This is a genomic window from Acidovorax sp. 62 (assembly GCF_002754495.1).
Taxonomy (GTDB): domain Bacteria; phylum Pseudomonadota; class Gammaproteobacteria; order Burkholderiales; family Burkholderiaceae_C; genus Acidovorax.
This window is the reverse complement of the sequence record NZ_PEFJ01000001.1, coordinates 1,827,523-1,840,335: the sequence shown is the minus strand read 5'-3', so window position 1 is coordinate 1,840,335 and position 12,813 is coordinate 1,827,523. Positions and strand designations below refer to the sequence as shown.

At 61.4% G+C, this 12,813-nt stretch carries 13 protein-coding genes; 5 read left to right on the top strand and 8 right to left on the bottom strand.

The window, feature by feature from the left end:
• Positions 1 to 71 precede the first annotated feature (71 nt).
• Positions 72 to 266 (bottom strand): hypothetical protein, encoded by a 195-nt coding sequence (locus CLU86_RS22605; protein WP_143226686.1) that lies wholly within the window; start codon positions 264 to 266, stop codon positions 72 to 74.
• Between the two features lie 175 nt (positions 267 to 441).
• On the opposite strand from CLU86_RS22605, the gene CLU86_RS08215 reads away from it, so the two are divergent.
• Positions 442 to 1,344, top strand: a complete 903-nt coding sequence (locus CLU86_RS08215) for a DMT family transporter (protein WP_099741271.1) — start codon at positions 442 to 444, stop codon at positions 1,342 to 1,344.
• A 22-nt stretch (positions 1,345 to 1,366) separates the two neighbouring features.
• Here the strand turns inward: CLU86_RS08215 and CLU86_RS08210 are convergent, their stop codons facing one another.
• The 5 genes from CLU86_RS08210 to lptF all read right to left on the bottom strand — a co-directional run bounded on the left by CLU86_RS08210 (position 1,367) and on the right by lptF (position 6,342).
• Complete coding sequence (locus CLU86_RS08210; RefSeq protein ID WP_099741270.1) at positions 1,367 to 2,518, bottom strand: pyridoxal phosphate-dependent aminotransferase; 1,152 nt, start codon at positions 2,516 to 2,518, stop codon at positions 1,367 to 1,369.
• A 153-nt stretch (positions 2,519 to 2,671) separates the two neighbouring features.
• Positions 2,672 to 3,613, bottom strand: a complete 942-nt coding sequence (locus tag CLU86_RS08205) for a CysB family HTH-type transcriptional regulator (protein ID WP_099655625.1) — start codon at positions 3,611 to 3,613, stop codon at positions 2,672 to 2,674.
• Between the two features lie 121 nt (positions 3,614 to 3,734).
• Complete coding sequence (locus tag CLU86_RS08200) at positions 3,735 to 4,115, bottom strand: sirohydrochlorin chelatase (RefSeq protein ID WP_099741269.1); 381 nt, start codon at positions 4,113 to 4,115, stop codon at positions 3,735 to 3,737.
• A 23-nt stretch (positions 4,116 to 4,138) separates the two neighbouring features.
• On the bottom strand, positions 4,139 to 5,251 hold the full coding sequence (gene lptG, locus CLU86_RS08195) for an LPS export ABC transporter permease LptG (protein ID WP_099743438.1): 1,113 nt from the start codon (positions 5,249 to 5,251) through the stop codon (positions 4,139 to 4,141).
• Positions 5,248 to 6,342, bottom strand: a complete 1,095-nt coding sequence (lptF, locus tag CLU86_RS08190; protein WP_099741268.1) for an LPS export ABC transporter permease LptF — start codon at positions 6,340 to 6,342, stop codon at positions 5,248 to 5,250. Before lptF ends, lptG begins: the two co-directional genes overlap by 4 nt.
• 23 nt (positions 6,343 to 6,365) lie before the next feature.
• Between lptF and CLU86_RS08185 the strand changes: the two genes are divergently transcribed.
• The 4 genes from CLU86_RS08185 to CLU86_RS08170 all read left to right on the top strand — a co-directional run bounded on the left by CLU86_RS08185 (position 6,366) and on the right by CLU86_RS08170 (position 10,244).
• Complete coding sequence (locus CLU86_RS08185; RefSeq protein WP_099741267.1) at positions 6,366 to 7,883, top strand: leucyl aminopeptidase; 1,518 nt, start codon at positions 6,366 to 6,368, stop codon at positions 7,881 to 7,883.
• Between the two features lie 4 nt (positions 7,884 to 7,887).
• On the top strand, positions 7,888 to 8,322 hold the full coding sequence (locus CLU86_RS08180; protein WP_099655621.1) for a DNA polymerase III subunit chi: 435 nt from the start codon (positions 7,888 to 7,890) through the stop codon (positions 8,320 to 8,322).
• Positions 8,323 to 8,706: 384 nt separating this feature from the next.
• On the top strand, positions 8,707 to 8,982 hold the full coding sequence (locus CLU86_RS08175) for a hypothetical protein (protein WP_233194886.1): 276 nt from the start codon (positions 8,707 to 8,709) through the stop codon (positions 8,980 to 8,982).
• 131 nt (positions 8,983 to 9,113) lie between these two features.
• The gene (locus CLU86_RS08170; RefSeq protein ID WP_099741266.1) at positions 9,114 to 10,244 is read left to right on the top strand and encodes a branched-chain amino acid ABC transporter substrate-binding protein; all 1,131 of its coding nucleotides are present in this window, start codon (positions 9,114 to 9,116) and stop codon (positions 10,242 to 10,244) included.
• Positions 10,245 to 10,360: 116 nt separating this feature from the next.
• Here CLU86_RS08170 and CLU86_RS08165 read toward each other — a convergent pair whose 3' ends face one another.
• Entirely contained in the window at positions 10,361 to 11,368 is a 1,008-nt protein-coding gene (locus CLU86_RS08165) for a D-2-hydroxyacid dehydrogenase family protein (RefSeq protein ID WP_099741265.1), read from the bottom strand.
• 733 nt (positions 11,369 to 12,101) lie between these two features.
• Positions 12,102 to 12,776: a transcriptional repressor LexA gene (gene lexA / locus CLU86_RS08155; protein WP_099655616.1), complete on the bottom strand. Its 675-nt coding sequence runs from the start codon at positions 12,774 to 12,776 to the stop codon at positions 12,102 to 12,104.
• Between the last annotated feature and the right edge of the window lie 37 nt (positions 12,777 to 12,813).

Genomic DNA, 12,813 nt, shown 5'->3' with positions numbered 1-12,813 from the left:
GCTTGCAGAGGGAGGGTGTGGGCAGATGGTGGGGCTGCTCACACCCGCTCTTTCTGCCGTGGGAAAGAAGTTTATAATTTTGCTATTAAAAAGATAGCAATTAACGCAATGTGGATGAGCGGAAGGCGGCATTTTTTCTTGTATTTTTTGGCTTGTGCCTGCGCCGTGCTCCCCAAGAGGCTCCATGCCTGCGACTTTTTTTGCCGTGCAGCCTGTTCAGGTGCTGGCCTAGCGTGGGCTTCGGGCCGGCTCATCACGGCTGCCATGGCAGTTTTGTTTGCGTGGCTGGCGAATGGGTCTACGACCAGGGCACGCGGGCGGGGCCCCTGTGGCCCGGCAGACGGTGCGATGATTGGCTGGCCCTCTGCCGTACTCCCGCTGCCTTGGCATCCCCCCAGTCTGGCGTGACCGCCGCAGGCAGACGCTTCATCTTCACACCCCATGACCCAGGCAACGCCCCACCCGTCCCCCATCTCGAATCCGCTGGATTCACTCGTCCCCTTGCTGTTTGTCGCGCTCTGGAGCACGGGCTTCATTGGTGCCAAGCTGGGCCTGCCGTACATCGAGCCGCTGACCTTCCTGGGGCTGCGTTTTGCCATCGTCACCGTGCTCATGCTGGCCGTGGTGGCACTGGTGCGTGCGCCCTGGCCCCCGGCGGGCAGGGCCTGGGGGCACATCGCGGTGTCGGGCCTGCTGGTGCACGGCGTGTACCTGGGCGGGGTGTTCATGGCCATCGGGCACGGGCTGCCGTCGGGCATTACAGCGCTGGTGGTGGGGTTGCAGCCGCTGCTGACAGCCCTGGTGGCCGGGGCTTTGCTGGGCGAGAAGGTGCGGTCAGCCCAATGGGCGGGCCTGGCCCTGGGCTTCACCGGCGTGGCGCTGGTAGTGGCCGGCAAGGTGGCTACCGTGCCGGCGGGTGCTTTGCTGGGCATGCTGCTGCCGGCGGTGGTCGCGCTGCTGGGCATCACGGCGGGCACGCTGTACCAGAAGCGGTTTTGCCCCTCGTTCGACTTGCGTACGGGCTCGGTCATCCAGTACCTGCCCTGTGCGGTGGCCATGGCCGCCGTCGCCTACGCCACCGAATCCATGGCCATATCGTGGACCGGCGAGTTTGTGTTTGCGCTGGGCTGGCTGGTGCTTGTGCTCTCAATGGGGGCCGTGAGCCTGTTGAACCTGCTTATCCGCCGGGGCGGCGCGGTCAATGTGGCCAGCCTGTTCTACCTGACCCCGCCCACCACCGCGCTGATCGCCTGGGCGATGTTTGGCGAGACGCTCAGCGGCTGGGCGCTGGCGGGGATGGCGCTGGCGGCTGCGGGGGTGTGGCTGGCGCGGCAGACGAAGTAAGAGCCCTGGAGGGCCCTGCGGATCAGAGCTTGCGCAGCCGCTCCAGCGCGGCGCGCAGCGTCTCGTCCTTCTTGGCGAAGCAGAACCGCACCACACGCTGGTCAAACCCGTCGCCGTAGAACGCCGACAACGGAATCGCCGCCACGCCCACCTCGCGGGTGAGCCACTGGCAGAAATCGGCCTCGTTCAAGTCGCTGATCGCCGAGATGTCCACGCACTGGAAGTAGCTGCCCGTGCTGGGCAGCAGCTTGAAGCGAGAGCCTGCCAGCCCTTCGCGGAACAAGTCGCGCTTGGCCTGGTAGAAGGCGGGCAACTGCAGGTAGGGCGTGGGGTCTTGCAGGTAGGCGGCCAGCCCGTGCTGCACGGGGGTGTTCACGGTGAACACGTTGAACTGGTGCACCTTGCGGAACTCGGCCGTCAGCGCTGCGGGGGCCGCCACGGTGCCGACCTTCCAGCCGGTGACATGGAAGGTCTTGCCAAAGCTCGACACGATGAAGGCACGCGCGGCGAGGACGGGAAAGCGCGCGGCGCTCTGGTGCTCGACACCGTCGAACACCATGTGTTCGTACACCTCGTCGCTGATGAGCAGGATGTCGGTGGGGGCGAGCAGGTCTTCCAGCTGGCGCATTTCCTCGGCCGTCCAGATGGTGGCGCTGGGGTTGTGCGGGCTGTTGATGATGATGGCGCGGGTGCGGGGCGTGATGGCCGCGCTGATCTTGGCGAAGTCAGGGCGGAACGTGCCGGGCGTGAGCGGCACGCGCACTGCCTTGCCGCCCGCCAGTTCGATGTTGGGCACATAGCTGTCGTAGCAGGGGTCGAGCACGATGACCTCGTCGCCCGGGTGCACGACGGCCAGGATGGCGGTGATGATGGCCTGCGTGGCGCCGGCCGTGATGGTGATTTCGGTGTTGGGGTGGTAGGCCCGGCCATGCAGCGCTTCGATCTTGCGGGCCACGGCTTCGCGCAGCACCGGGACACCGGGCATGGGCGGGTACTGGTTGTGGCCGGCCTGCATGGCCGCCGTGACGGCGTTCACCAGCTCGGGGGCGCATTCAAAATCGGGAAAGCCCTGGCCCAGGTTGACGGCCTGGTGCTCTGCGGCCAGCGCCGACATCACGGTGAAGATGGTGGTGCCCACGTTGGGCAGCTTGCTGGGGAAGGACGGAGTGCTCATCGCGTGGTGTCAATCATGGGAAATCAGCGCGGCGTTTGTCGGCCCGAAGGCCGCGGAGCAGGCCAAGCCAGCGGACGCCGTGGAACTGGCTTTGCCAGGCCACCGGCGGCGTCCCCCTGGAGGGGGAAGCCGCGAAGCGGCTCAGGGGGTGTTTCAAAGTTCGTAGTCGTTGACATGGCCGGTCATCGCGCGGGCAATCAGCTCGCGGCTCAGGCGGTCGCTGAGCAGCTCGGCAAACTTGTAGACGAAGTTGCGCAGGTAGGCGCCGCGCTTGAAGGCCACGCGCGCCACGCTCTGGCCGAACAGGTGGCCCACGGGGCGTACCACCAAGTCGCCCATCGGGTCGTCGCGCATGGCCATCTCGGCCACGATGCCGATCCCCAGGCCCAGGCGCACATAGGTCTTGATCACGTCCGAGTCGATGGCTTCGAGCACGATGCGCGGCTGCAGCTTGCGGGCGGCAAAGGCGTGGTCGATCTTGCCGCGGCCGGTGAACGAGGGATGGTAGGTGATCAGGGCTTCATGGGCCAGGTCGTCGAGGCCGATGCGTTCCTTTTGCGCCAGTGGGTGGTCGGTGGGTACCACCAGCACATGCTGCCATTCGTAGCAGGGCAGAGTGACCAGTTCGGGGTAGTCCGCCAGGGACTCGGTGGCCATGCCGATCTCGGCCACCTCGTCGATGATCATGCGGGCCACTTCATGCGGCGTGGCCTGGTGCAGGCTGATGTTGACCTTGGGGTAGGCCTCGCGCAGGCGGGCCACCGGCACCGGCAGCACGTAGCGGGCCTGGGTGTGGGTGGTGGCGATGCTGAGGGTGCCGCTGTCCTGCGCGCTGAACTGCTCGCCGATGCGCTTCAAGTTGCCCACCTCGCGCATGATGACTTCGATGCTTTTGAGCACATGCTGGCCGGGCTCGGTGATGCGCTTGAGGCGCTTGCCGTGGCGGGCAAAGATGTCCACGCCCAGTTCTTCTTCCAGCTCGATGATGGCTTTGGAGACGCCGGGCTGAGAGGTGTGCAGGGCCTTGGCGGCTTCGGTCAGATTGAGGTTACGGCGTGCAGCCTCTTGAACGAAGCGGAATTGGTGCAGGTTCATATCTGATGAAGACTAAAGATTTTCATCATTATGCTGCATTCGTCTAAAGAATAGGCTTTGCCACCGTATCAGCCGCTGTGCAGAACCCGCCTGGAGTGGTCGGGCGGGCCGACTTGCTGGTTCAGGTGGCCGGGGTTTCGCATGCAATGTGGGCCATCAGCGCGGTCATGCGGGTGTCTTCGCCGATGGCTTGTTGCACATGAAAGGTGATGCCGGGGTGCTGGGTGCGAAGTTCGCCAACCAACAGGGGCAAGTCCTCACGGGCGTGTTTGCCAGTGCCTAAAAACATGGGGACCACGGTGATGGCGGCGGCACCTTTGTCCACCAGGGTTTGCACCACTTGGCCGAGGTTGGGCTCGCAAAGCTCCAAGTAGGCGCACGCCACAGGGCGGTGGGGCTGTGCGGCCTGGATGTGGGCAGCAACGGCCTCCAGGGGGGCGCGCCACAGAGGATCGCGAGAGCCGTGTGAGAAAAGCACGACGGCGGATGAGGAGGTTGTCATGGCTGCCAAAGAGATAAGCCGCGCTAACGCCGGAGCACCAGCCACCCAAAAGCGGCCAGTGACAGCAATGAGTAAATGAGGCCGGGCGCCGCAGCAGTGAGCCAGGGCGACCAGTTTTGCAGGTTGCCCGCGTAGCCGAACACGTTGTTGAGCAGGAAGAAGCTGATGCCGGCCATCACCCCGCCAAACACATAGCCCGCAATACCGCCGGAGCGGAAGTGCAAATAGGCGAAGGGCAGTGCCAGCACCACCATGACCAGGCAACTGAGGGGGTAAAAAACTTTGCGCCAGAACTCGATCTCGTACCGCTGCGCAGATTGCCCGTTGCTGTCGAGGTGGCGGATGTACTGGAACAGGTCGAACGTTGCCATGCGGTCTGGCTTGAGCAGGGAGGCGGCCACCATGTCTGCGCTGATATGGGTGCTCCATTGCCACTCGGGCAATTTCTGGTGTTCTACACGGGCTTCAGTGTCGCCGCGCTGGAAGAAAACGCTGCGCTGTACATCGCTCAGGTTCCAGGCGCCGGACTGGCCGGTGCTGACCTGCCCTGTCGCTGCGTGGGTTTGTGAGGCGATGCGGCCTTGTTCGTCGAACTCAAAGATCCGCACATCGACCAAGCCACTGTCTGGGCCAATGGCGCGCACATTGACGGCGTAGGAGTGGTTGTCCTGCTTTTCCTTGAGCCAGGCCCCTGTGGCGCCAGCGCTGAGCTTGCCCAGGTGGCGTACCTTGATCAGTTGGGCGGCCTTGTCGGTCAGTGGTGCCAGGTAGTCGCCCACGGCAAAGGTGACCAGCACAAAAAAACCACCCAAGGTGAGCAGGGTGCGCAGGGCCAGCCAAGGGCCCATGCCGCTGGTGCGCATGATGGTGAACTCAGAGCTTTGCGCCAGGCGCGCCATCACAAAGATGGTGCCAATGAGCACCGTGATGGGCAGCAGCTCGTAGAGATGGCTGGGGATGCTGAGCGTCACAAACAGCAGGGCGTGCGACAGCTGGTAGCCGTTTTCCCCCGTGCGCCCAATCCAGCGCAGTTCGTCCACCAGGTCAAAAAAGAAGAACAGCGCCAAAAAGCCGATGGTCACGAAGGTGACCGCAAAAACAGCTTCGCGGTGAATGAGGCGGCGTAAGGTGTTCACGCAGGGCTCCTTGGTGCCCACAGGCGGCTAGGCGTCCACTGGTTGTGCCGGATGGCCAGCAGCAGCAGGCCCACAGCCAGCGTGCCACCGTGCAGCAGCACCATGAACCCAACCAGCCCCATGCGACCGGAGCCAATCCAGCTTTGGCCCAATGTCATGAGGTTGTAGTAGATGATGAAAGCGAAGAGCGCCAGCACCATGCTGGTGCTGCGCGCAGCTCGGGGGTTGGCGCTGGCCAGCGCCAGGCCAAGCACCACAAAATTGAGCGCAGCCAGCGCCAGGCCCGCGCGCCATCCCAGTTCTGCCAAGTTGGCGGGCACCGGCTGGGCTAACAAGGCGGGGGTGGAGCGGGTCTTGACGGAGAACTCTTCCACAGCGCCCGGCGGTGCAGATCCAATGCGGGTGGAATATTCTTCAAATTCGCTGACTTTGAGGCCTGCCTTGTCTCGCGTGGATTCCAGCCGTTGGCCGTTGATCAAGATGGCGATACGGTCCTCGCCCTTGATTTCCATGCGCGCACTGTGTGCGCTGGTCACGGACTCCTTGTCGCCTACCGACGTGGCGATGAAGATGTTGTTGCCAGCCTGGGTGTCGGGTGCGTCTTTGTCAATGAAGAACACCCGGCTGCCGTTGGCCGACTCCTGGAATTCGCCGGGGGCAATGCGGTCAATGTCGCTGCGCTGTTCGTAGCGGGTTTTCAGTTCCTGGATCTGGGTGTTGGACCAGGGCCAGACTGCCAGCGATAGCACGGCGATGACTGCCATGACAGGCCAGGCAAAGCGCAGCAGAGGCGGCAGCAGGCTGACCAGCCCACGGCCACTGGCAAACCAGATGACCATCTCGCTCTCACGGTACATTCTGGAGAGTGTGCTGACCACCGCAACAAACAGGCTCAGGCTGAGAATGATGGGCAGTTGACCGAGCACGGTAAACCCCATCACGAGCATGACGTCAGAGGGATTGACGCTGCCGCGTGAGGCTTGTCCCAGGGTGCGGATCAGCATCATGGTCATGACCACGGTGACCAGCACCACCAGCGTCGCGCCGAAGCTGCGCGCCAGCTCCTTGCGAATAGATGAATCGAATAACATTGGCTCGAAGGAAAACACCGATTATGAACTTTGATCTGAAGAAACTGGATTTGGATGCCGCCGCAAGCGAAAAATGCGACTTGTTGGCTGTTTTGGTGACTGAGGAGTTCAAAGCTGGCAAGGACCCGCTGTCGGCCTTGGCAGGGCAAGCCATCAAGCAAGGTGACTTCAGTGCCAAGCTGGGCAAAGTGCTGCAGTGCTACAACGCGCCTGCAGCCGTTGCCCGGCGTGTGGTGTTGCTGGGGGCGGGTGATGGGTCTGCACGTGCTGTCCGCCAAGCGGTGCTGTCGCTGTCTTCCCTGCTCAAGGGGCCGCAGGTCAAGCGCATGGCTGTGGTGTCTTCCGCTGCATTGTCGGGTCCCGCTGTCAGCGCCTTGGTCCAGGCCGTGGCCGAGGCCAGCTATGTTTACACCACCACCAAGTCCAAAGCAGAAGCGCGGGCTTTGGTGCGTTGCGTGGTGGGAGTGTTTGATGTCATCAAGGTCCGGTCAGAGTTTGATGAAGGAGTGGCATTGGTTGCCGGCGTTGAGTTTGCCCGTGAATGGGGCAACAGGCCCGCAAACCATGCCACGCCGACGATGTTGGCCGAGGCCGCCAAATCGCTGGCCAAGCAGCCTCGCATCCAATGCAAGGTGCATGGCCCTGCTGAGGTGGCAAAGTTGGGCATGGGCGCGTTTATGGCCGTGGCCCAGGGGGCGGAGCAGCCCCTGCGGTTCATTGAATTGCACTACCGTGGTGCAGCCAAAGACGCCCCGGCCGTGGTGCTGGTGGGCAAAGGGATCACCTTCGACACAGGCGGCATCTCCATCAAGCCTGCAGGCGAGATGGACGAGATGAAGTTCGATATGTGTGGCGCTGCCAGTGTGCTGGGCGTGTTCAAGGCCCTGGCTGAGTTGCAGCCCGCATTGAATGTGGTGGGTTTGATCCCTGCGTGCGAGAACATGCCCGACGGCCGCGCCGTAAAACCGGGCGATGTGGTCACCAGCATGAGCGGCCAGACCATCGAGATCTTGAACACCGACGCCGAAGGGCGTTTGGTGTTGTGTGATGCGCTGACGTACGCGGCGCGCTTTAAGCCCGCGGCGCTGATTGACATTGCCACCCTGACTGGCGCCTGCGTGATTGCCCTGGGGGGCGTGCGCAGCGGCCTGTATGCCAACCGCGATGACCTGGCCCTGGCTTTGCAGCAGGCGGGTGACGCGTCGCTGGACCTGTGCTGGCGCATGCCCCTGGACGATGACTATGCCGACGGACTCAAGAGCAATTTTGCTGACATGGGCAATGTGGCTGGGCGGGCTGGTGGATCTATTACGGCTGCCAAGTTCTTGCAAAAATTTGTGGGGGACATCCCCTGGGCGCACCTGGACATTGCGGGCACCGCATGGAAGGGGGGCGCGGCCAAGGGCTCTACTGGGCGTCCTGTGGGCTTGTTGTTTCAGTACCTGCTGACGCAGGCCGCAGCAGCTGCTAAAGAGGGCGCAAAAAAACCTGCGGCCAAGCCCCGCGCCAAGCCTGTAAAGCGTGCATCGGCCGCCAGCTGAGCCAATGACAGAGATCGCCTTTCACTTCAATGCGCCAGACAAACTGGCCTATGCGTGCCGCTTTGCACGCAAGGCCCAGCGTGCGGGGGCGCAGCTGGTGATCTTGGCACCCAAACCTGTTTTGGTGGACCTGGATCGCATGCTTTGGTCGGTGTCGCCGCAGGATTTTGTTGCGCACTGCTTCGACGATGCCGACGAAGACCAGTTGGCGGTATCGCCAGTCGTGTTGTCTGCTGAGTTGGGTGCAACACCTCATCAGGACGTGTTGCTCAATTTGGGGGCTCAAGTGCCTGCTGCGTTTGAGCGGTTTTCTCGGCTCATTGAGGTGGTGAGTTCCACGGACGAACAAGACCGGGGCCAGGCGCGGCTGCGATGGAAGCACTACGCGGCGCGTGGCTACGCGATTGTTCGGCACGATTTGGTGTTGAAGGGGGGGTGAAGAATGTCTACAGCACCTCCCAGAGTCCCACCGCGTTTTGTCCCGACACTCACCGAAGTGGTGCAAACCCCATCAGGGCAAAGTGTTGCAGCCCCTACATCGGTGCCGAAACCTCCGCCTGCTTCGGTGGCTCCCTCCATTCCGGTGGTTACGGAAAAGGTTTCGGGCACTCCGCCGGTGAGAGGGGGCGCGACAGGTGCTGTTTCTGCTCAGGCTCTCCCTGTGCAGCCAAGCCTGCCTGCTCGGGGTATTTCGGGGGACGGAAAAGGAGGCGCTGTAGGCGCTGCGCGTTCTGCTGCGACGGCCCCGGCCCCGGTATCTGCTGCAGGAGTGGGCGCGGGTGCCTTAGGCTCTTCCAGCCCAGCGGTGGCTTCCCCTGCCCCAATGGCCGTTGCCAAAGAAGCCCGCGCTGATGTTCGTCCGCCCGCCAGATCGTTGCCTGAAGGAACCGAGGAGTACATGGTTCATCGGGTGATGCAGCGCGTGGATGTGGTGCTGGACCAGCGGTTGCGTGAGGCCATCGCCACGGTGGTGCAGGAGCAAACCAGATCGGTGCTGCCACGCTTGCGCGAAGAGATTGAGTCCGTGGTGCGCCATGCGGTCTATGAAGCCGTGGCAGACGAACTGGCGAGCGCACATCCTGACGCACCTCAAGGATGACAGGGTATTCCCCTGTGGTTTCCCCTGCATTTAATCGTGTTCCCTAATGAGCTGGCCTGTAAATTGCGATATGTTCCACTGCGTTGAGACACAAGAAAAATTCTCAGCGTTTATCTTTACTGGAGATTGATATGCAATTGAAGTTGAAACTGACCGTGGTTGCTGCTATCGCAGCTGTTGCCGGCGTGGCCTCTGCACAAGAGCAGGTGGTCAAGATCGGTCACGTGGCTCCTGTTTCTGGCGCGCAGGCTCACTACGGCAAGGACAACGAAAATGGTGCTCGCATGGCCATTGAAGAGTTGAACGCCCAAGGTGTCACCATCGGCGGTAAGAAGATCAAGTTTGAGCTTCAGGCGGAAGATGACGCTGCTGATCCAAAGCAAGGGACAGCCGCTGCACAAAAACTGTGCGATGCCAAGGTTGCTGGCGTTGTGGGCCATTTGAACTCCGGTACGACGATTCCCGCATCGAAGGTTTACAACGACTGCGGTATCCCCCACGTCACGGGCGCTGCGACCAACCCCAACCTGACAAAGCCAGGCTACAAGACAACCTTCCGTATCATCGCCAATGACAATGCTTTGGGTTCCGGTTTGGCTTTCTATGCCATCGACACCCTGAAGCTGAAGACCGTTGCGATCGTGGATGACCGTACTGCTTACGGCCAAGGCGTGGCTGATGTGTTCAAGAAGACAGCCGCAGCCAAGGGCATGAAGGTGGTGGACGAACAGTTCACGACTGACAAGGCGACCGACTTCATGGCCATCTTGACCGCCATCAAGTCCAAGAACCCTGATGCCATCTTCTTCGGCGGTATGGACCCACAAGCCGGCCCCATGCTGCGCCAGATGGAGCAGTTGGGCATGGGCAATGTGAAGTACTTCGGCGGCGACGGCGTGTGTACCTCTGAAATTGCCAAGCTCGCAGCAGGCGCTAAGACCTTGGCCAACGTGATCTGCGCTGAAGGCGGCGCATCGCTGGACAAGATGCCTGGAGGCAAGGCCTGGAAGGCCAAGTACGATGCCAAGTACCCTAACCAATTCCAAGTTTACAGCCCTTACACCTACGACGCGACGTTCTTGCTGGTGGATGCCATGAAGCGTGCCAACTCGGTCGATCCTAAGGTCTACACCCCAGAATTGCTGAAGTCCAACTTCAAGGGCGTGACATCGACGATCCAGTTTGAACCCAATGGCGAAATGAAGAACCCTGCCATCACCTTGTACGTGTACAAGGATGGCAAGAAGACACCTCTGAACTAAATCCGTTCAGTAGCTTCTGATACAAAGGCCCCCTGCTTGAAGCAAGCAGGGGGCCTTTGTTTTTGATGGCCCGAATGGCGCAAAAAGTCCTGGACCAGGGGGGCGGGTTCCCGCCCTTAGCGGCGCACTTGCAGTGACCCAGGGTTCACAATGTTGGTAGGCGTGCCTTTGATGAAGTTCGCTACATTGTCAAAGGCTGCACCGAAGTACAACTCATAGCTGTCCTGTTCCACGTACCCAATGTGGGGCGTGCAGATGCAGTTTTCCAGCCGCAAAAGAGCATGCCCTTGCAGGATGGGCTCGCTTTCGAAAACATCCACCGCGGCCATGCCGGGGCGTCCGCGATTGAGCGCCGCAATCAGTGCGTCGGGTTCAACCAACTCGGCTCGGGACGTGTTGACCAGCAGTGCCGTCGGCTTCATGCAGGACAAATCTTCCAAAGAAACAATACTGCGTGTCTCTTCATTCAGGCGCAAGTGCAGTGAGATGACATCGCACTGAGAGAAGAACTCCTCGCGGGTGGTTGCGATCTGGTAGCCATCGGTTAGCGCCTGGGCTCTTGAGGCCTCTCTGCCCCAGATGCGCACATTCATGCCAAATGCGCGGCCATACCCCGCCACCAATTGCCCTATGCGTCCATAGCCCCAAATGCCCAGCGTTTTACCCCTCAGCACCGTTCCAATGCCAAAGTTGGGGGGCATGGACGCGTTTTTGAGTCCTGACTGCTGCCAAGCGCCATGCTTGAGGTTGGCGATGTATTGAGGAAGGCGGCGAGAGGCCGCCATCACCAGTGCCCAAGTCAACTCTGCGGGGGCTACTGGAGAGCCCACGCCTTCTGCCACTGCAATTCCGCGCTCCGTACAGGCAGCCACATCGATATGGCTACCCACTTTGCCAGTTTGCGCAATCAGTTTGAGTCGAGGCAGCTTTTCAACCAACTGGCGGGTGATTTGCGTTCGCTCGCGCACCAGCACGATGATGTCTGCATCACGCAGACGCACCGACAACTGGCCTAACCCCTTGATAGTGTTGGTGTAGACCTTGGCGGTGTAGGCGTCGAGCCGGGTGGCGCAATGGAGCTTGCGCACTGCGTCTTGGTAATCGTCCAAAATCACAATATTCATCCCGATATTGTGCCTTGCCCGCGCGGTCCTCAGGTAGCGCGGTGAACAAACGATGGCGCAGTTAAATGCAACGCGATGTGTGGTGCGGCAGTTTGATCTCTTAGATTTACCAAGGACCGTTTGCGGTCCCCTGCGAGATCGGAAACAGGCTTGCAGTTGTCAGGCCAAAGTCTCTCGCGCTGCAAGTCTGTCCAGCTCTGCACACACATCGGCCATTCGGCCCGAAATAAACAACTTGTCGAAGCCGTTGTTGCAAGACGAGTGCACAACCCGCAGCACCTGCCGCGCAGGGGGGCGACGCATCGAATGGGTACTGTGGGGCAGTGGGCGATGCGCCAGCTTTGTCTCGGCTGCCGAGCGTGCACTTCGGGCTGGAGCATGGGTTTTGGGGTGGTCTGGGCGCTGAGCCTGCGGCGCAGGCGTTTCAAGCACCAAGCCTTGGGCAAACTTGCATGGGTTGGCCCGCTCGCTGCCCAAGGCTGCGTTGCCAATGGCTACTTCACCACCGAGTTGCGCCCGGCCAAGTGCCCTGGGTGCGAGCCAGCGCGACAGCACTTGCAGGGGCGAGGCGAACGAGGAGAGAGTCAAAGATCCAATTCCCATGTGAATACTCCGAAGATCGGTGGATGAACATAGGCAGGATTTCAAAAACACAGCGTCCCCCAGGGCTGACAAGGTGTGGCTACCTCGTCAAACGCCCGCCACCTGAGGGGTTGCGCATCTGGTGTTGGGTTTACATCAGCATCGTGTTTCTGATGAGGCCCACAGCCAATCCCTCGATTTCAAAGGCCTCCCCAGGCTGCACGGTAATGACAGGGTAGTCGGGGTTTTCGGGCAAAAGCTCAACCCCCTTGGCGGTGCGTTTGAGCCGTTTGACGGTGACTTCGTCGCCCAGGCGTGCCACCACAATTTGGCCATTGCGTGCCTCTTTGGTGGCCTGCACTGCCAGCAGGTCGCCGTCCATGATGCCTGCGTCGCGCATGGACATGCCTCGCACCTTGAGGAGGTAATCTGGCTTGTGCTGAAAGAGGCTGTTTTCCACGCAGTAGGTTTGGTCCACATGTTCCTGCGCGAGAATGGGGGAGCCAGCAGCCACGCGGCCAATCAGCGGCAGGAAGAGTTGAGACACTTGCTGCAGCGGTGCCGCAAAGTGCTGCCCTCTGGCGGCATTGATGGCACGAACCGTGTCGCTGCGCAGCCGAATGCCACGTGACGTGCCGCTGACCAACTCGATGACGCCTTTGCGCGCAAGGGCCTGCAGGTGTTCTTCTGCCGCGTTGGCCGACTTGAAACCCAGCTCTGTGGCGATCTCTGCACGGGTAGGGGGGGCCCCTGTGCGTGCGATGGCGGTCTGGATCAAGTCCAGAATCTGTTGTTGCCGGGCCGTGAGTTTGGGGTTGTCGAACATGACTGTGTCTGCGGCTTGCTGAGGGTTTAGGGCTACT